Genomic DNA, 18,709 nt, shown 5'->3' with positions numbered 1-18,709 from the left:
ACACCCCACCCACGCGGGCGTGAGTTGCGGCGCAACCGTGCGCGACCCCTTCCCGGTCCGATGACCGGCGAGTAATGTCCGGCTGATCCCACGGCGACCCCAGGAGGAACCCGTTGAGCAGCGCCACCCCCGCCGTCTCCAAGACGCCCCCCACCTGGCGGAACTGGTGCGGGAACCAGTCCGCGCGGCCGCACTCGGTGCTCACTCCGAGATCGGCCGAGGAGATCTCGGCCATCGTGCGCCGGGCCGCCGGGCAGGGTCTCGCGGTCAAGGCCGTCGGCGCGGGGCACTCGTTCACGTCGGTCGCGGTCACCGACGGGGTGCAGATCCGGCCGGAGGGGCTGACCGAGGTGCACGCGCTCGACCGCGCGGCGGGCACGATCACGGTCGGGTCCGGGATGCGCCTGAGCGACTTCAACACGCTGCTCGCCGGCTACGGCCTGGCGCTGGCCAACATGGGCGACATCGCGGTGCAGAGCCTGGCCGGCGCCACCTCGACCGGCACGCACGGCACCGGGCGGGCGTCCGGCTCGCTGGCGGCGCAGATCCTGGGCATGGAGATCGTGCTGGCGGACGGCGAGATCACCACCTGCTCGCCGACCGAGAACGCGGAACTGTTCGCGGGCGCCCGGGTGGGTCTGGGCTCGCTGGGCATCGTGACCGCACTGACGTTCGCGGTGGAGCCGAGCTTCCTGTTGGAGGCGCGCGAGGAACCGATGAAGTTCGACGCGGTGCTGGCCGACTTCGACGCGCTGTGCGCCGACAACGAGCATTTCGAGTTCTATTGGTTTCCGCACACCGACAACTGCAACGTGAAGCGGAACAACCGGATCGAGGGACCGGCGAAGCCGCTTTCGAAGGCGCGTTTTCTGCTGGACGACGAATTGTTGTCCAACGGGGTGTTCTCGCTCGCCTGCCGGGTGGGGCAGCGCGCGCCGAAAACGGTGCCCTCGATCGCACGACTGTCCAGCCGCGCGTTGTCGGCGCGGACCTACTCGGACACCTCGCACAAGGTGTTCACCAGCCCGCGCCGGGTGCGCTTCATCGAGATGGAATACGCCCTGCCGCGCGAGGCGGCGACGGCGGCGCTGGCCGAGGTGCGCGCGTTCGTGGAGGCCGCGAATCTGCCGATCAGCTTCCCGGTGGAGGTGCGGGTGGCCCCGGCGGACGATCTGTGGATGTCCACGGCGTACGGCCGCGACACCGCCTACATCGCGGTGCACATGTACAAGGGCACGCCGCACGAGCGGTACTTCACCGAGGTGGAGAAGATCATGGTCGGGCACGGTGGGCGCCCGCACTGGGGCAAGATGCACACCCGCGACGCGGACTACTTCGCGAAGCTCTACCCGAGGTTCGCCGATTTCACGGCGCTCCGGAACCGGGTGGATCCGGAGCGCCGCTTCGGCAACGACTACCTGCGTCGGGTGCTGGGCGACTGAGCCGAGGCCGCCGGGGCGGGTCCGCTCGTCTAGCCGCGTTCCGATCCCGAGCCCGCGTTCGACTTCCGTTCGTTGTTCGCCGGGCCCTGGTCGGTGCCGCCGGCGTCGTTGCCCGCCGCCGCTCCGCCGTCGGCCGCGCCGCCGCCCGAGCCGCCCGAGGGCGTGGTCGCGGGCGGGGCGGTGGCCGGCGGCCGGGAACCGGTCGGATCGGACGAGGGGGTGTCGCTCGGGCGCGTGGTCGGGGTGGTCGAGGGCACCGAGGTCGCGCCGTCGCCGCCGGGCACGCCCGACGTGCCCTTGTCGTCGGTCCCCGGGCTTCGGGTGGGCGCCGACGTGCCGGTGCCGGTCGGGTTCGGGGTCGAACCGGCCGGCTGCTCGGGCGGGTCGTGCCGGGCGGGTCGGTCCTCGACGATGCGCGAGATGGTCGAGCCGCCCGCGTCGCCGTGGCCGAACAGGCTCGCGAACGAGCGGCCGATCGCGGTCTCGGCGAGCGTGACGACACCCATCGCCACGACGAACACGAGCACGGCCCCCACCAACGACCGCGCGAGCCACACCCGTCGCTCGCCGGGGCCCTCGGACGGTGCCGCGTGCTCGGCGTCGTCGGCCCGGGAGGCGCCGCCCGGCGCGTCCGCGCCCGGGCCGACCCACTCGTAGCCGCCGACCGGCAGCAACATCGTCTCGTCGGTCGCCGGCCGCCGGTCCGCCACACCGACCGGTCGATCCGGTACCGCGCCGGGGTCCGGGCTCGGCCCGCCCTCGTGCGGCGGGCTCAGCGTCGCCCGCACGTCGCGCAGTTGCTCGCCGGTGCGCCGGAACAGGTGTACGTAGACCGCGCTCCCGACGGTCGCGACCACGCTCGCGAGCGCGGCGCCGATCACCGTCCCGGCGACACCGAGCGTGGAGAGCAGGAACGCCGAGGAGATGGCGGCCAGGGCACTGCCCACGACCTGCACCGCGTTGACATCGATCCGGCGGCGTTCATTTTCGGTCCTTTCCGGCATCACTTTCCTTGCCCGTCCGTACTCGGACGGTGGTTAATCATGAAAAACAGGACTTCACCCTGGTTACGACTGAACGGCCCATCCACATCGTTCCGATCGGCCCAATCTTGTGATCGACATCACCCCGGACGGCCGAAAACGACTCGTCCGAACGGGACGCGCCGATGCGGCGCGGTGTGTCCCGGTAGAGCCCCCGAATGGAGTACTGTTCACGCGAGGTTCCGGAAAGACCTGTGCGCGAAGGGGGAGACGACCGACCGCAGAGGTCAGGGTGGGGCGCCGCCCAGGTATCTACCCGAAATGGTGTAACCAGGGCAATTCGGCCAGTCAGGTAATAAATCCGACACGCCGGACAACTCGGTCAGGTTGTGGCCATGTCAAGGCTGGGCAGGTCACACTCGTAGCGGGAGCAACGACGCAGGTGACGTCGGCAGGCACCACCCGGGAGGTCCCCATGCCCGAACTGCGTGTCGTGGCCGTCAGCAACGACGGCACACGGTTGGTGCTGAAGGCTGCCGACGGCACCGAGTACATGTTGCCCATCGACGAACGGCTTCGTGCCGCCGTCAGGGGCGACCGCGCCAGGCTCGGCCAGATCGAGATCGAAGTCGAGAGCCAACTGCGTCCGCGTGACATCCAGGCCCGGATAAGGGCCGGTGCCACCGCGGAGGAGGTCGCACAGCTCGCCGGCATCCCGGTCGACCGCGTGCGGCGCTTCGAGGGTCCGGTGCTCGCCGAACGCGCCTTCATGGCCGAGCGCGCCCGCAAGACACCCATCCGCCGGCAGGGCGAGACCACCGGTCCGCTGCTCGGCGAGATCGTCACCGAACGCCTGCACCTGCGCGGCGCGGACTCCGAGTCGGTGCAGTGGGATTCGTGGCGACGCGACGACGGCAGCTGGGAGATCCTGCTGCTCTACCGCGCCGACGGCGAGATGCGCTCGGCGAGTTGGAGCTTCGACCCGCCCCGGCGACTGGTCACCACCAACGACGACGAGGCTCGTTCGCTGATCGGCGAGCACCCGGCGGCGTCCGAGACCCCGTTCCCGTTTCGACCGCGCCTGGCCACCATCCCGCGCGAGAGCGACGACGACGCGATCACCAGCCTGCTGGACGCGGTCCCGGGGCTGCGCGGCGAACCGCAGACCCAGTCGGTCTCCCCCGGTCCGATGCGCATCGACGTGACCGCACTGGCCGAACGCCCGCGGGTGGGCAGCATCGAGCGGTCCGAGCGGGCGGAGCGCCCGGAACGGATCGAACGCGGCGAGCGCCCCGAGCGAATCGAACGCGTCGAGCGGGCGGAGCGCCCGGAGCGCGCCGAACCGATCGAGGAAGAGGAGACCCAGGCGCCCGCCGCGGCGGCGGGCGCGGGCAGCGCCTACGAGAACGTCCTGGTGCCACGCGGCGTGGTCGGCCCGCACCGCGAGCGGCTGGTCGGCAGCACCGACCGGCAGGCCGAGGCCGACGGCGTGCGTCCCGGCCGCCGGGCGACGGTGCCCAGTTGGGACGAGATCGTGTTCGGGAGCAGGCGCAAACGCCGGGAGTGATCGACGCGTACGCAGACCGCGGGAGCCGAGGGTCCGACGGACCCTCGGCTCCCGCGTTTTCCGTGCTCGTGCGGCGGCCCACCGGGCCCGCTACTCGCCGGTGGCCACCGGGCGCCGGGGGTCGGTGATCCAGTCGCTCCAGGATCCCGCGTACAGGCCGGCCGGGATGCCGGCCAGGGACAGCGCGAGCACCTCGTGCGCGGCGGTCGCGCCGGAGCCGCAGTACGCGGCGACCCGCGCCCCGGGCACCGCGCCCCGGGCCGCGAAGTACTCCTTGAGCTCGGCGGGTTCGCGAAAGCGGCCGTCGGCGTGCGTGTACTCGGTCGCGGGCGCGCTGACCGCGCCGGGGATGTGACCCGCCTTCGCGTCGATCGGCTCGCTCTCGCCGCGGAAGCGCTCACCGGCGCGGGCGTCGAGCAACACGCCGCCGGCGGCCACGAACGCCGCGGCCTCCTGCGCGTCCAGCCGCGACATCTCGCCCGGACGCGGGACGAACGTGCCGGGCTCGGCAGGCTCCGGCACCACGTCGGTGACCGGCAGGTGCTCCGCCGTCCAAGCCGCGAAGCCGCCGTCGAGCACCCGCACCCGATCGTGGCCGAAGTAGCGCAGCAGCCACCACGCCCGCGCCGCGGCGACGCTCTGGCCCGCGTCGTAGACGACCACGTCGGTCGCCGCGGCGATGCCCAGTCGGCGCATGGCCGCGCCGAACGCGCCCGGTTCCGGCATCGGATGGCGGCCCCCGGTACCGGTGGGCGTGTGCGGGCCGGACAACTCGGTGGCGAGGTCGACGAAGCGGGCCCCCGGCACGTGGGCGACCCGATAGGAGTCGATGCCGGGCGGACCGCCGAGCTGCCAGGTGACGTCGAGCACCAGCGGTGGCGACGAACCGTCGAGGGCGGCGGCCAGGTCGGCCGCCTCGATCAGGGAACTCATACCGGCATCCTGCCTCGTGCGGCGCCCACCGACGAGCACATGTCCGACCCCGGTGGCAGCATCGATTCGGATCGTCCCCAATTGTCGGCGTCTGCCCCGGGAGGCAGTGATGAGCGAGTGGACCTCGCGGTATCCCACCGGCGTACCGTGCTGGGTGGATCTGGGCGTGCCCGATGTCGCGGCCGGACTGGCCTTTTATCGCGGTTTGTTCGGCTGGGCCGGGGAGATCGGGCCGGCCGACGTGGGTCACTACACGACCTGCACGCTCGGCGGGCGACCGGTCGCCGGCCTGCTGGGTCGCCCGCCCGAACAGGAGGGGCCCGTCGCCTGGACCACCTACCTCGCCGCGGACGACACGGACGCGGTGATCGAGCGGGTCCGCGTGGCCGGCGGCACCGTGCTGGTGCCGCCGATGGACGTGCGCACGTTCGGCCGGATGGCGGTGGCCGCCGACCGCACGGGTGGCGTGTTCGGCGTCTGGCAGGCGGGCGACCACAACGGCGCGGGGGTGATCAACGAGCCCGGCGCGGTGGTGTGGAACGAGCTGTACACACCGGACGGCCCGCAGGCCAAGGAGTTCTACGCGGCGGTGTTCGGCTTCACCTACGAGGACATGTCCGACGCCGACTTCGACTACGCGACGTTCCACGTCGACGGCGAGTTGCGCGGCGGCGTGGCGGGCGGACGCAACGGCCCGCCACCGCACTGGGCCACGTACTTCGCGGTGCGCGACGCGGACGAGACGGTGGACCGGGTGGACGAGCTGGGCGGCAAGGTGCTGCGCGGTCCGGAGGAGTCGCCGTACGGTCGGGTCGCCGCGGTGCAGGATCCGCAGGGCGCGGTGTTCAACGTGATCGCGGTGGCGTCGAATCCGAATGATCCGCAATAGCCCGCCTGGTCCGAATCCGCGACCGAGACCCCGAACGGGCCCGCCACTCCGACCGGAAACCACTCCACCCTTGAGCCAAACAGGTGACGTAGAGTCGAGCTCGACGGGCTCCCGTCCGGAAACGGGGTCCGGGATCGGCGGGTACCCGTGCGCCTACGTACACACGGATCGCGTCGCCCGCGGCCTTCCCCGGTCGGGAGACGCATCTTCGTTCGACCATCGAGGGGGTCCATTTTCATGGGCAAGCTGTTCAAGATCGTCCTGCTGCTCGCCGCCGCCGCGGGCGTTGCGCTCGTGGTGTCCAAGAAGCGCAACCAGGCCTGAGCCGGCTCCGGTTCATGCCGAAGGGGACGGTCTCCGTGCGGAGACCGTCCCCTTCGGCATGAGCGGGCCCTGAAGCCGCGCCCTAGGCGCGAACCTCCAGAAGCGGGATCGACTGTTCGGCCGAGGTCATCGAGCCGTGTACGCCGGTGAGTCGCGACTCGCCCGGTTCGCGGCGGGAGGCCACCACCGCGATGTCGCCGAAGGCCGCCGCGACGATGTCGCCGATCCGCGCGCGCACCCGGTCCTCGACGACCGGCCCGAACCAGCCGGACTCGATCGCCTCGTCGCGGGTGAGCACCCACATCTGGTCGCCGAGCATGTCGTCCCAGATCGCGTGCACGTCCCTGGTGGCACCCGGCCGCGTATAGATGTGCCGGGCCCGGGACTCGCCGCCCAGGAGGGCGACGCCGGCGGACAGGCCGGGGTCGGTGTCCACGTCGACGCGCTGCTCGGGGGCCACGTCGACCATGCCGTGGTCGGCGGTCACGTACAGGACCGAGTCGGCGGGCAGCCCCTGGGCCATCGCCCGGACGACACCGTCGATCCGGCGCAGTTCGGCCCGCCACTCGGGCGAGTCGACGCCCATGCCGTGGCCGCACCGATCGAGCTCGCTGGCGTAGGTGTACACCAGCACCGGGCCGGGGTGGGCGAGTTGACGGTGCACCCCGCGGACTCTGGGGTCGCCGAATTCGGCGCCGACGTAACGGCCGCCGTCGAGCACCGCCTTGGTCAGCGGGGTGTGTTCGAAGATGACGTCGTTGACCTGCGCGACCCGGATGCCGGCGGCGGCGGCCCGCTCCAGCACGCTCGGGTACGGCTGCCAGTCCCGCGGCCGGATGTCGTCGACCCAACGCAGTTGGTTCATCAGCCGGTTCTCGCCGGGCACCGCCACGGAGTAGCCGACCAACCCGTGCACGCCGGGGGTCAGTCCGGTGCCGAAGGAGGCGAGGCTGGTCGCGGTGGTCGCCGGGAAGCCGGCCGTCAGCGGCCGGCCGCTGCCCGCGAACGAGGTGCCCAGGAGCGAGTGCAGATACGGCGCCTCGACCGGGTGCGCCCGCAGCAGGTCCCAGCCCAGGCCGTCGATCAGGAACACGCACGCCGCGCGGGCGGGCGCGAGGCCGAGGATGTTCGCCTCCCCCGGCATGCCGAGGGAGGCGGCTATCGAGGGCAACAGGTCGGACAACGCCCCGGTCCCGTAGCGAGGCAACGGGACCGGGGGTTGTTCGTCGAACCAGACGGAAGCGCTCACTGGTTGATGCCGGCCACTGCCTCGGACAGCGCGCGGGCGAACGTGAGGGTGCGCTCGACCGCTTCGGGACCGTCGGCGGCTTCGCTGACCCGCAGCGAGAGGTCGTCGGCGGTCAGCGAACCGGTGTAGCCGTGGTCGACCTCACAGTTCGGGTCGGCACAACCGGCCGGTTCGAGGTCGATCCGGCCGACCGCGCCCCACCCGATGGTGAGCACGGCTTCGCGCGGCGGGGCCCCGGGAACGTACTCGGCGGGGTTGCCCACGACACGACTGACCACGACCGACTCCAGTCGGTCGATCCGCACCGTCTCGGTGGACGTCGTCGCGTAAGGGGTGGGCGAGGTGTCGTCCGGCGCGTGTTCGTCGGTGTGGCTGACCAGAAAACGGCCTGGCGTGAGCACCAGAACGGTGATGTGGCGGCGGACCTCATTGGAATCGAACGTGGTCTCCTGGTGCACCAGGAAAGCGTCGACCGGCTCGGTGCCGATCGTGGACTCGACCGCGTCGGCAACGAGGCTCGGGTAGTAACCGCTGCGCTCGATGGCCGTGCGCAGCCCCTGGGTCGAGGTGGTGGTCTTAGCCATACCCCCCATCCTGGCACCTCCGAGGGCGCACGTGCGCCATCCGCCCCGGGTGAAGGTCGGGTTGCGCACACGCCGTTGCCCAATGGTGACGGTTTGTCGACGTAATGACAGGCCCGAACGGGTGAGGTGGATGCGCACTGTTGGTACCACTTCTACGGATCGCCACCGTGCGCCTTCCGTGCGCCCTCCCGGTGGGCGGCTCGGCGGGGTTGACTGATCTCTCGAGAGGCCCGACCGGGGCAACAGGGACGCGCCGTCGACACGGTGGCGCCGGTGGATCTCTCACGGCACTCGGGCCCCCGGGCGGGGGAACGAGTGACACCGCCTCACCGCCGGGGACACTCGGGGAAACGACCGGCACGGGGCGGCGCGGTCCGGAGAGCGTCGAACGGCATGAAATGCGCAGCCATGTGGAGGGTAGGCGCGGAGGGGCATGCCGCGGAGCGGATCCGGCCTGGAGCCGCCGTCGTACGTAGGTGCCACAGCTCGGGGTGGCATGTGAGTACGGCGGCGGTTCCACATGTCCACGGGTGCGGCTCTCGCGTCGATCCGCGCGAGCGGGTCCGCCCCCGGAGCGATCGCCGCTACGGTCGGGACAGTGACCTGGGGCCCAGGTCGGTGCGGGCGGGCGGACGGGACAGGCGGATCTGCGCGCCCAGCACGTGTGCGCCCTCGGCCGCCACCACCACCGGGTTCAGCGCGACCGACGTCACCTGCGGCAGGTCGTCGGCCAGCCGGGACAGCCGCAGCAGGACGTCCTCCAGCGCCGACACGTCCACCGGCCGGGCGCCGCGGTAGCCGAACAACATCGGTGCCGCCCGGACTTCGCGGACCAGATCCGCCACGTCCTGGTCGGTGGCGGGCACCAGTCGGTGTGCCACGTCGCCCAGGAGTTCGGTGGCCGGCCCGGCCAGCCCGAAGGTGAGCACCGCGCCGAACGATTCGTCGTAGGTCAGCCCGAGGTCGGTCGCGATCCCGTGCGGCGCCATCGACTGCACCACCAGTCGGGCCTGGTCCGGGCCGCCCAGGCGGGCGGTCATCTCCCGGAACACCCGGCGCAGTCCGGCCTCCGCGCCGATGTCCAGGCGCACCCCGTCCACGTCCACCCGGTGCCGCAGATGTTCGGCGATCGTCTTGAGCGCGACCGGGTAACCCAGTTCGGTCGCCGCGCGGATCGCCGCGTCCTCGCTGTCCACCCGCACCGCGGGCAGCAGCCGGACGCCGTAGCAGTCCAGCAGGTCGGCGGCGTCCGCCGGGGACAGGCCCACCGCGTCCGCCGCGCCGAGTCGGGCCCGGACCAGCGCGCGGGCCTGGTCGGTGCGTACGTCGGGGTGTTCGGGCACCGAGCCGGTGGGCCGGCGGCGCCACGCGGCGTAGCGCACCACCTCGGCGAGGGCGCGGACCGCGTTCTCCGGGGCCGGGTAGGAGGGCACCGAGCCGAGCGCGGGCACCCCGTCCGCGTCCAGGCGGCGCAGTTGGGTGGGCAGGCCCTCGTGGGCGAGGTAGGTGGTCAGCAGCGGTTTGCCGATCTCCGCCGCCTGTCCGGCCATTTCCGCGATCGTGCTCGCCACCTCGTCGCCGGAGGTGGTCAGCGGCGGGATGAACACCGTGATCACCGCGTCCGTCTCGGGGTCGGCCAGTGCTTCGGCGAGCGCGTCGCGGAAGTCGTCGGCGGTCGCGGAGGTGGTCAGGTCGACCGGGCGCCGCGGGTTCAGGCCCGCGCTGGCGCACGCGTCCTGGGTGAGCAGGCCCAGCGAGTCGGAGTTGCCGATGATCGCGATCCGGTCGCCGGCGGGTAGTGGTTGGTAGGCGAGCAGTTGGCCCACGTCGAAGAGTTCGGCGACGGTGGGCACGCGGATCACGCCCGCCTGCCGAAAGAGTGCGTCGACCGCCGAGTCGGGCAGGGTCAGGGTGCGGGTGACGTGCCCGAGTGGGACGCCCTGGGTGTGCCGTCCGGACTTGACCGCGACCACCGGCTTGGCCCGGGAGACGCGTCGGGCGAGCCGGGTGAACTTGCGCGGGTTGCCGATCGATTCCAGGTGCAGCAGGACGACGTCGGTGGCCGGGTCGTCCTCCCAGTACTGCAACAGGTCGTTGCCGGAGACGTCGGCGCGGTTGCCCGCCGACACGAACGTGGACAGGCCGATGCCCCGGCTCACGGTGGACTCCAGGATGGCGATGCCCAGCGCGCCCGACTGGGCGAACATGCCCACCCGGCCGCGGCGCGGCATCCGGGGCGACAGGCTCGCGTTGACCAGCAGGTCCGGGTCGGTGTTGAGCACGCCCAGGCAGTTCGGTCCGATCACCCGCATGCCGCGCCGGCGGGCGGCGCGGACCAGACGCCGCTGGCGGTCCCGACCCTCGGGGCCGGTCTCGGCGAAGCCGGAGGAGACCACGACCAGGCCGTGTACGCCCTTGCGCCCGCACTGTTCGACCACCTGGCGCACCGCGTCCGCCGGGACCGCCACCAGGGCCAGGTCCACGTCCCCGGGGATGTCCAGGACCGAGGCGTAGGTCGGCACGCCGTCGATCGGCTCGCTGCCCGCCTTCGGGTTGACCGCGTACAGGTCGCCGGTGAACTCGCCGGCGCGCAGGTTGGCCAGCAGGGTGTTGCCGACCGTGCCCTCGTGTCGGCTGGCGCCGATCACCGCGACCGAGCGCGGGGTGAGCAGGCGGGCGATCGAACGCGCCTCGGCCCGGTGCTCGCGCCCGAGCATCACGCCCAGCGAGGTCTCGGTGGGCGCGAGTTCCAGGGTGAGCCGGACCACACCGTCCTCGAACGCGGACTGTTGGGTGTAGCCGGCCTCGGTGAACACCGTGACCATCCGGCGGTTGGAGGGCAGTACGTCGGCCACGAAACGGCGGATGCCGCGCTCGCGGGCGACCGCGGCGATGTGTTCGAGCAGGACCGACGCGACGCCGCGGCCCTGTTGGTCGTCCTGGACCAGGAAGGCCACCTCGGCGGTGGAGGAGCGGCCCTGCGGGCCGGTGCGCACCGCGCGCCCGTCCGGACCGATCCGGTCGTAGCGCACGATGGCGACCATCTCGTCGCCGACGAACAGTCCCAGACCCACCCGGTCCACCCAGTCGTGGGTGGTGAAGTGTCGGACGTCGCGGTCGGACAGTCGGGGGTAGGGCGTGAAGAAGCGCAGGTACTTCGACTCGGCCGAGACGCGCGCGTAGAAGTCCACGAGGCGGCCGGCGTCATCCGGGCCGACCGGGCGCACATGGGCGGTCGCGCCGTCGCGCAGGACGACGTCGGCCTCCCAGTGCTCGGGGGGCTTCGCCGGCGGATCTGCGGTGTCGGTGGGCTCCACGTTTGCGAGGCTAACCCCTGCGGCGCGCCGCCGGTGCCTTCCGGGCGCCCCGACTCGGTTGGTGTCCGCCGCACCTGATAGACCATCAGATACCGTGCCCGGTCTCGCCTCAGGAGGTAACCCATGTCCGCTCAGGGCCTGTCCGCCGCTTTTCCCGTCGCCGACATGGCCGCGGCGGTGCGGTTCATGACCGCGGTACTCGGTGCGGAACCGACGTTCGTCGACGGTGAGCGCTGGGCGCAGTTCGACGTGAACGGCGGCCGACTGGCGCTGGCCGGCACCGACCGCGAGGGCGACTCGGCGTCGGTCATGGTCAAGGTCGCCGACCTCGACGCGGCCCTGGTGCCGCTGCGCGAGGGCGGATTCACCGTGGGTGAGTCGGTCGAGGGGCCGCACGAGGTGCGGGTGCGGGTGACCGGTCCGGACGGCTGGGCCGCCGTGCTGTATCAGCCGCGGCGCTGATCGCCGGTCGGGACGGAACGGCGGGTTGCCATGATCATCGGAGTATCCGAGCGCCGAGGCGAGGCCGAACCGCCGCGTCCCGGTGCGTATGCGGTGCCGCTGCCGCTCGCGCCCGGTAGCGTCCTACCGGTGAACGGCTTGCGAATCCTTCCGGAGGTCGCGGACGCACTCGCCGCGGGCCGACCGGTGGTCGCCCTGGAGAGCACGATCATCGCGCACGGGTTGCCCCGCCCGGACAACCTGCGGATCGCGCGCGAGATCGAGGGCCGGGTCCGGGCCGCGGGCGCGGTCCCGGCGACGATCGCGATCGTGCACGGCCGCCCTTCGATCGGCCTGGACGCCGAGACGCTCGAATTCGTCGCCACATGCACGGATGTACTCAAGGCCGGCATGCGCGATCTGGCCCTGGTCGCCGCGCGCGGCGGGCACGCCGCGACCACCGTGGGGGCGACCGCGCATCTGGCCCACCAGGCGGGCATCCGGGTGTTCGCCACCGGCGGCCTGGGTGGGGTGCACCGCCAGGCGCGGGAGAGTTGGGACGAGTCCGCCGACCTGGTGGCGTTGACCCGGTGCGGGCTCGTCGTGGTGTGCTCGGGGGTCAAGTCGATCCTGGACGTGGGCGCGACGCTGGAACGGCTGGAGTCGCTCAACGTCCCGGTGACCGGTTTCGGCACCCACGCGTTCCCGGGGTTCTACCTGGTCGACTCCGGCCATCGGCTGGAGTGGCGGGTGGACACCGCGGACGAGGTGGCCGACGTGGTGCGGGCACACGAGGCGCTCGGACTGGGACGAAACGCCCTGGTGGTGGCGAACCCGGTGCCGCGGGCCGACCAGTTGGACCCGCAGCTGCACGACCGGGTGCTGAATCGGGCGTTGGCCGCGCTGACCGACAAGGGCATCCGCGGCAAGGAGGTCACCCCGTTCCTGCTGGACTACTTCCACCGCGAGACCGCCGGCGCCAGTCTGACCGCCAACATCGCCCTGATCCTCGACAACGCGGCTCTGGCCGCCCGCATCGCCCAGGCCCTGACCATCGCCTGACCCCCTTCCCGGGCCGTGACCACCGGCGGCGCGGCGGCCCGGGCGGCGGATCCCACCCGCGGGTGCGTCGCGCACCGATTTCTCCGGCTTCCGGGCTCGATCGTTGACCCCCCGAACGGGTGGTGCGAGGGTGCGTTCCGGTACCGACGACGCGATGCTGCGGTACGGCGACCGCACGACAGACGGAGGAATTCGGCGATGACGACGGGTGCGACCGAGGCTTTTCGCGCAGCGCGCGACTTCCTGCTCGAACACCGCGAGGACCAGCCCACCGCGTGCCGGGACTTCCCGCGCCCCGATCCCACCGAGTTCAACTGGGCGCTCGACTGGTTCGACGTGATCGCCCGCGGCAACGACACCACCGCGTTGTGGATCGTGGCCGAGGACGGCACCGACACCAAGGTCTCCTTCGACGAACTGGCCCGACGCTCCGACCGGGTCGCCGGTTGGTTGCGCGCCCGGGGGGTCCGGCGCGGCGACCGGGTGCTGCTCGTGCTCGGCAATCGGGTCGAGTTGTGGGAGGCGATGCTGGCCGCGATGAAACTGGGCGCGGTGATCATCCCGGCCACCACGATGCTCGCACCGGCCGATCTGACCGACCGGGTCACCCGAGGCGATGTCGCGCACGTGATCGCCGAGTCGGCGGTGACCCCGGGCTTCGCCGAGGTGCCGGGTGCCTGGACCCGGATCGCGGTGGGCGAACCGACGCCGGGCTGGCTCTCGTTCGCCGCCGCGCACGACGGGTCCGACGGCCACGAAGCGGACGCGGTGTTCGTACCGGACGGCCCGACCACCGCGACCGACCCGCTGCTGTTGTACTTCACCTCCGGCACCACCGCGCAGCCCAAGCTGGTGGGCCACACCCAGACGAGTTATCCGATCGGGCATCTGTCCACGATGTACTGGCTGGGTCTGCGTCCGGGCGACACGCACCTGAACATCTCCTCGCCCGGCTGGGCCAAGCACGCCTGGAGCAACTTCTTCGCCCCGTGGAACGCCGGGGCCACGATCTTGATCGTGCGTCAGGAGCGGTTCGCCGCGCGTCCGTTGCTGGACACCATGGTGCGCTGTGGGGCGACCTCGTTCTGTGCGCCGCCGACCGTGTGGCGGATGCTGGTCCAGGAGGACCTGGGCGCGTGGCGCACCGCGCTGCGCGAGGTGATCGGCGCGGGCGAGCCGCTCAACCCGGAGGTCATCGAACAGGTGCGGACCGCCTGGGGGTTGACCATCCGGGACGGCTTCGGGCAGACCGAGACCACCGCGCAGATCGGCAACGCGCCCGGGCAGGAGGTCCGGCCGGGCTCGATGGGCCGACCGCTGCCCGGCTACACGGTGGCCCTGGTCGACCCGATCTCCGGCGAGGTGGTCACCGGGACCGATGCCGAGGGTGAGATCTGCCTCGAACTCGCCGCCCGCCCGCTGGGCCTGATGACCGGCTATCTCGACGACCCGGAGCGCACGGCCGAGTCGATGCGTCACGGCTTCTACCACACGGGCGATGTCGGCACTCGGGACGCGGACGGCTACATCACCTATGTGGGCCGCTCCGACGACGTGTTCAAGGCGTCCGACTACCGCATCTCGCCGTTCGAGCTGGAGAGCGTGCTGATCGAGCACGAAGCGGTGGCCGAGGCCGCGGTGGTGCCCTCGCCGGACCCGGTCCGGCTGGCCGTGCCGAAGGCGTACGTGGTGCTCGCGCCCGGGCACGAGCCGACCCGCGAGACCGCGCTGTCCGTCCTGCGGCACGCCCGTGCCGTGCTCTCGCCGTACAAGCGGGTCCGCCGGATCGAGTTCGCGGAGTTGCCCAAGACCATCTCGGGCAAGATCCGCCGAGTGGAACTACGGGGTCGAGAGCGCGAGTTGCACGACGGCGATCAGGCCGGACGGGGCGAGCTGGAGTGGTTCGAGGAGGACTTCCCGGAGCTCAAGGGCAACTGACCGCGAGCCGGGGCCGAGCGGGATCGACTCGGCCCCGGACGGCGGATCAGATCTTGTCGGCGATCAGCTTGGCGATCGCGATGTGCTGTGCACGCGGCAGGTCCTTCGCGGCGGGTGCCAGGCTCACGTGCATGTCGACGATCAGGTCGCCGTGCGCCTTGGCGAAGTAGACCTCGGGCACACTGGGCGCCGGGTAGCTGCCGGTGCCCGGCACGTACAGGGTGGGGATCGGGCCGAGGTCGGTGATCGGCTTGCCGTACTTGGCCACGGTGTTGTTGGCCACGACACTCTCCGGGGTGTCGGCGAGCTTGCTGCTGCGCATGAAGTACTGGATGGTCACCAGCCCCGCGTCACCGGGTCCGTAGTAGCGGCAGGTGCGCAGCGTGTCGTCGTTCTTGGTGCGGGTGACCTCGGTGCCCAGCACGCCCTTGAGTTCGGCGGGCGTGAGCAGATTGCAAAACGCCTTGGGGTCGAGGTCGACCGTGCCACCGGGCTTGCCCGTGGCCGGGGCCGTCGCGGGTGTGTTGCCCTTGCCCCCGCCGGGCGTCGTGGCCGGCGCGCCGGTCGCGCCGCCGCTCGCACCGCCGGTCGATCCGCCGCCCGCCTGAGGCGCGGTCGTGGCGGAGTCCTTCTTCTTGTCGTCGTCGCCCTTGGCCTTGTCGACCAGGCCGCATCCGCTGGAGAGCGCGATGACGGAAGCGGCGATCAACAGTCCCGAAAGGGCAGGCTTGCGCAGATACAACGTGATTCTCCATCCCCGTGGCGCGATCGGCCGCCGCCACCCCCCTGGATGCGTGACCGTTCGTCACGATGGCGCCGATCCCGCGGTGTTGCCGATGCGTGTGTGCGGCAGAGCGAGGCTAATGCACGAAATCGCCGGCCGCTGGAGTGGCGGGTGGCGATACCGTGGCGGTTGTGACCAGCACGCTGCGTGATTCCGAGGGCCTCATCCGCAAGGCGACCTTCGGCTGGGGTGGTGCCCGCGTCGCGCTGGGCGTGGTCGCGCTGCTCGATCCGCCGCGGGTGGCCCGGCCGTGGATCGGCGACGACGCGGACCGCACCGGGGCCCTCGTGTTCGCCCGCGCGCTCGGCGGACGCGACCTCGCGCTGGGCGCGGGCGCGATGTTCGCGGCGGTGCGCGGTGAGCCGATCCGGGCCTGGGCACTGGCCGCCTCGGCGGCCGACCTCGGCGACACGCTCATCACCTACGGGCACCGCCGGCGACTGCCCCGCGGCCGGCGGGCCTTCATCGCGGCCCTGGCCGGTGGCTCCGCGCTGGTCGGCGTGAGCCTGGCCCTCGCGGAGCGGCGGCAGGGCGGCCGCTAGGTTCGGCGCGTCTCGCGGCTCGGCGGGCACCGCGAACGCAACGGGTGGGCCGGGCGCGACCATCGCCGACCCGACCCACCCGCCACCGCACCGACACCCGCCGGGGCGGGCCGGCCTCGAACTAGCCCGCGACCTCGCTCGCCAGGCGTCGCTTGTTCCAGTAGGCGACGACCTCCAGCAGGAGCCCCGCGGCGACCGCGAGGCCGACCGCGGTCCACGGCATCCGGGTACCGACCAGCTTGAGCTCGAAGAAGTCCTGGAGCCACGGCACCGTGAGCACCGTGGCGAACCCGGCGCCCATCACCAGCACCAGCGCCACCCGCCACCAGGTGTACGGGCGGGCGATGATCGCCAGCACCCAAAGGCCGACCAGGAACAGCGTGAGCGTCGCGATCGACGTCTCGGCCGTACGCGTGGCGTCCGTCGCGCCGTAGTGCGAACGGGCCAGCAGGTACGCGGTGAAGGTCGCCGTGCCGGCGATCACGCCGGAGGGGCCCGAGTAGCGCAGCACCCGCTTGACGAAGCCGGGCCGGGCCCGTTCCTTGTTCGGTGCCAGCGCCAGGAAGAACGCCGGCGTGCCGATGGTGAACCAGGCCAGCAGCGTCAGGTGCCGGGGCAGGAACGGGTAGGGCACGTTGGCGATCACGACCAGGATGGCCAGGAGCACCGAGTAGGCGGTCTTGGTCAGGAACAGGTTGGAGACCCGCTCGATGTTGCCGATCACCCGGCGACCCTCGCCGACCACCGAGGGCAGCGTGGCGAAGCTGTTGTCCAGGAGCACGATCTGCGCGACGCCCTTGGTGGCCTCGCTGCCCGAACCCATCGACACGCCGATGTCGGCGTCCTTGAGCGCGAGCACGTCGTTGACGCCGTCGCCGGTCATCGCGACGTTGTGGCCGCGCGACTGAAGGGCGGCGACCATGTCCCGCTTCTGCTGCGGGGTGACCCGGCCGAAGACGGTGTTGGCCTCCAACACGTCCGCGAGCTCGTCCTGGTCGGTGGGCAGCGTACGGGCGTCCACCGGGTGGTCGGCGCCCTTGATGCCGAGCTTGGCGGCCACCGCGCCGACCGAGATCGCGTTGTCGCCGGAGATCACCTTGGCCGCCACGCCCTGGTCGGCGAAGTACTCCAGCGTCGCTCCCGCGTCGTGCCGAAGTCGCTGCTCCAGCACCACCAGCGCGGCGGGCGTGACGTCGGCGCCGTCCGGGCCGCCGACGAGCGCGTCGACGGTGTCGGCGAGCGAGGCGTCGGTGCGCACCAGCAACAACACCCGCAGGCCCTGGGCGCCCAGCCGTTCGGCGTCGGCGAGCAGGTCGCCGTGCGCGTGCGTGGTCACCAGCACCTCGGGGGCGCCGATCAGCCAGGTGGCCCGGGCGCCGGACGCCTCGAAGGTCGCGCCGCTGTACTTGCGGGCGGAGGAGAACGGCACGCTCTCCACCGACGTCCAGCCGGCCTGCGCCGGGCACTCGTCGATGATCGCGGCCAGACTCGCGTTCGGCCGGGGTTCGGTGGTGCCGAGCGCGCCGAGCGCGGCGCGCACCGGCAGGCCCTCGGCCAGTTCGCGGACCTCGGCGACGTTCATGCCGCCCTCGGTGAGCGTGCCGGTCTTGTCCAGGCAGACCACGTCGACCCGGGCCAGGCCCTCGATCGCGGGCAGTTCCTGGACCAGGCACTGCTTGCGACCCAGCCGCACCACGCCGACCGCGAAGGCCAGCGAGGTGAGCAGCACCAGGCCCTCGGGGACCATCGGCACGATGCCCGCGATCATCCGGGTGACCGCCTCGCGCCAGGTGGTGTCCTCCAGCCGGTACTGGCTGACGATCAGCGCGACCGAGGCCGGGAAGAGGATCCAGGTGACGTACTTGAGGATCGTGCTGATGCCGTTGCGCAGTTCGGAGGCGACCAGGGTGAACTTGCTGGCCTCCTCCATGAGCTGCGCGGCATACGCCTCGCGCCCGACCCGGGTCGCGGTGAACGCGCCGTTGCCGGCCACCACGAAGCTGCCGGACATCACCGGATCGCCCGGACGCTTGATCACCGGGTCGGCCTCGCCGGTGAGCAGCGACTCGTCGATCTCCAGGTTGTCCGCCTCGACGACCACGCCGTCCACGGCGGCCTTGTCGCCCGCGCCCAGTTCGATCACGTCGTCCAGCACCAGGTCCGAGGGGGACAGCGCCACGGCCTGCCCGTCCCGGCGCACCACCGGCTTGGACTCGCCGATCACCGCGAGCCGGTCCAGGGTGCGCTTGGCGCGCATCTCCTGGATGATGCCGATCCCGGTGTTGGCGATGATCACGAAGCCGAACAGGCCGTCCTTGACCGACCCGACGGACAGGATGATCAGCCACAACACGCCGATGACGGCGTTGAACCGGGTGAAGACGTTCGCCTTGACGATCTCGGCCGTCGAGCGGCTGGAACGCACGGGAACGTCGTTGACGTCTCCTCGTGCGACCCGCTCCGCGACATCCGCGGCGGTCAGTCCGACGCCCAGGGGCACGTCGGGTTCGCTTTTGTCGGGTCTGTCGACCGGCGGGATGGCTGTCGTCTCTCCGGGCCCGGCGCCCGGCAACGGCTGAGTCATGGGTCTACCGTAAGTGTCCGGGGAAACCGCGGTTGGCGGTGGGCCGGCCGTTGCCGTCCGCCCACCGCCG

The 18,709-nt window shown here is 71.9% G+C and carries 14 protein-coding genes; 7 read left to right on the top strand and 7 right to left on the bottom strand.

The genetic code is table 11. The features are described 5' to 3' along the window. Nucleotides 1-113 precede the first annotated feature (113 nt). Nucleotides 114-1,442 (top strand): D-arabinono-1,4-lactone oxidase, encoded by a 1,329-nt coding sequence (locus ABZ374_RS20335; RefSeq protein ID WP_360312905.1) that lies wholly within the window; start codon nt 114-116, stop codon nt 1,440-1,442. A 29-nt stretch (nt 1,443-1,471) separates the two neighbouring features. Here the strand turns inward: ABZ374_RS20335 and ABZ374_RS20330 are convergent, their stop codons facing one another. Beyond that, nucleotides 1,472-2,446, bottom strand: coding sequence for a hypothetical protein (locus tag ABZ374_RS20330; RefSeq protein ID WP_360312903.1), 975 nt, complete (start codon nt 2,444-2,446; stop codon nt 1,472-1,474). A gap of 421 nt (nt 2,447-2,867) precedes the next feature. Between ABZ374_RS20330 and sepH the strand changes: the two genes are divergently transcribed. Next, nucleotides 2,868-3,992, top strand: a complete 1,125-nt coding sequence (gene sepH, locus ABZ374_RS20325) for a septation protein SepH (RefSeq protein WP_360312901.1) — start codon at nt 2,868-2,870, stop codon at nt 3,990-3,992. A gap of 90 nt (nt 3,993-4,082) precedes the next feature. Here the strand turns inward: sepH and ABZ374_RS20320 are convergent, their stop codons facing one another. Then, on the bottom strand, nt 4,083-4,925 hold the full coding sequence (locus ABZ374_RS20320; RefSeq protein ID WP_360312899.1) for a sulfurtransferase: 843 nt from the start codon (nt 4,923-4,925) through the stop codon (nt 4,083-4,085). Between the two features lie 109 nt (nt 4,926-5,034). Here ABZ374_RS20320 and ABZ374_RS20315 point away from each other — a divergent pair, with 109 nt between their 5' ends. Beyond that, nucleotides 5,035-5,814 (top strand): VOC family protein, encoded by a 780-nt coding sequence (locus ABZ374_RS20315; protein ID WP_360312897.1) that lies wholly within the window; start codon nt 5,035-5,037, stop codon nt 5,812-5,814. A gap of 406 nt (nt 5,815-6,220) precedes the next feature. Here ABZ374_RS20315 and ABZ374_RS20310 read toward each other — a convergent pair whose 3' ends face one another. From ABZ374_RS20310 to ABZ374_RS20300, 3 genes are all read right to left on the bottom strand, one after another. After that, complete coding sequence (locus tag ABZ374_RS20310) at nt 6,221-7,387, bottom strand: nucleotide pyrophosphatase/phosphodiesterase family protein (RefSeq protein WP_360312895.1); 1,167 nt, start codon at nt 7,385-7,387, stop codon at nt 6,221-6,223. After that, nucleotides 7,384-7,971, bottom strand: a complete 588-nt coding sequence (locus tag ABZ374_RS20305) for a DUF5998 family protein (protein ID WP_161365428.1) — start codon at nt 7,969-7,971, stop codon at nt 7,384-7,386. The genes ABZ374_RS20310 and ABZ374_RS20305 overlap by 4 nt, the downstream gene beginning before the upstream one ends. A 584-nt stretch (nt 7,972-8,555) precedes the next feature. Beyond that, complete coding sequence (locus ABZ374_RS20300; RefSeq protein WP_360312893.1) at nt 8,556-11,288, bottom strand: GNAT family N-acetyltransferase; 2,733 nt, start codon at nt 11,286-11,288, stop codon at nt 8,556-8,558. A 123-nt stretch (nt 11,289-11,411) separates the two neighbouring features. On the opposite strand from ABZ374_RS20300, the gene ABZ374_RS20295 reads away from it, so the two are divergent. The 3 genes from ABZ374_RS20295 (at nt 11,412) to ABZ374_RS20285 (ending at nt 14,729) form a co-directional block, all read left to right on the top strand. Continuing rightward, nucleotides 11,412-11,750: a VOC family protein gene (locus tag ABZ374_RS20295; RefSeq protein WP_360312891.1), complete on the top strand. Its 339-nt coding sequence runs from the start codon at nt 11,412-11,414 to the stop codon at nt 11,748-11,750. A gap of 30 nt (nt 11,751-11,780) precedes the next feature. Then, on the top strand, nt 11,781-12,791 hold the full coding sequence (locus ABZ374_RS20290) for a pseudouridine-5'-phosphate glycosidase (protein ID WP_360312889.1): 1,011 nt from the start codon (nt 11,781-11,783) through the stop codon (nt 12,789-12,791). A 198-nt stretch (nt 12,792-12,989) separates the two neighbouring features. Further along, complete coding sequence (locus tag ABZ374_RS20285) at nt 12,990-14,729, top strand: AMP-binding protein (protein WP_360312887.1); 1,740 nt, start codon at nt 12,990-12,992, stop codon at nt 14,727-14,729. A 46-nt stretch (nt 14,730-14,775) separates the two neighbouring features. Here ABZ374_RS20285 and ABZ374_RS20280 read toward each other — a convergent pair whose 3' ends face one another. Further along, nucleotides 14,776-15,471, bottom strand: a complete 696-nt coding sequence (locus ABZ374_RS20280; RefSeq protein WP_360312885.1) for a hypothetical protein — start codon at nt 15,469-15,471, stop codon at nt 14,776-14,778. A gap of 173 nt (nt 15,472-15,644) precedes the next feature. On the opposite strand from ABZ374_RS20280, the gene ABZ374_RS20275 reads away from it, so the two are divergent. Further along, nucleotides 15,645-16,055: a hypothetical protein gene (locus tag ABZ374_RS20275; RefSeq protein ID WP_360312883.1), complete on the top strand. Its 411-nt coding sequence runs from the start codon at nt 15,645-15,647 to the stop codon at nt 16,053-16,055. Nucleotides 16,056-16,176: 121 nt separating this feature from the next. Here ABZ374_RS20275 and ABZ374_RS20270 read toward each other — a convergent pair whose 3' ends face one another. Further along, nucleotides 16,177-18,639, bottom strand: coding sequence for an HAD-IC family P-type ATPase (locus ABZ374_RS20270; RefSeq protein WP_360312881.1), 2,463 nt, complete (start codon nt 18,637-18,639; stop codon nt 16,177-16,179). Nucleotides 18,640-18,709 lie beyond the last annotated feature (70 nt).

The sequence above is a fragment of the Embleya sp. NPDC005971 genome (genome assembly GCF_040629175.1).
Classification (GTDB): domain Bacteria; phylum Actinomycetota; class Actinomycetes; order Streptomycetales; family Streptomycetaceae; genus Embleya.
Note: the sequence above shows the minus strand (reverse complement) of the source record. Positions and strands in the feature narration are given on the sequence as shown.

Coding starts and splice junctions, on each gene's coding strand:
- ABZ374_RS20330 (WP_360312903.1), bottom strand. CDS start 2,446: ATGCCGGAAAGGACCGAAAATGAACGCCGCCGGATCGATGTCAACGCG.
- ABZ374_RS20305 (WP_161365428.1), bottom strand. CDS start 7,971: ATGGCTAAGACCACCACCTCGACCCAGGGGCTGCGCACGGCCATCGAG.
- ABZ374_RS20270 (WP_360312881.1), bottom strand. CDS start 18,639: ATGACTCAGCCGTTGCCGGGCGCCGGGCCCGGAGAGACGACAGCCATC.
- ABZ374_RS20295 (WP_360312891.1), top strand. CDS start 11,412: ATGTCCGCTCAGGGCCTGTCCGCCGCTTTTCCCGTCGCCGACATGGCC.
- ABZ374_RS20285 (WP_360312887.1), top strand. CDS start 12,990: ATGACGACGGGTGCGACCGAGGCTTTTCGCGCAGCGCGCGACTTCCTG.
- ABZ374_RS20290 (WP_360312889.1), top strand. CDS start 11,781: ATGATCATCGGAGTATCCGAGCGCCGAGGCGAGGCCGAACCGCCGCGT.
- ABZ374_RS20315 (WP_360312897.1), top strand. CDS start 5,035: ATGAGCGAGTGGACCTCGCGGTATCCCACCGGCGTACCGTGCTGGGTG.
- ABZ374_RS20320 (WP_360312899.1), bottom strand. CDS start 4,925: ATGAGTTCCCTGATCGAGGCGGCCGACCTGGCCGCCGCCCTCGACGGT.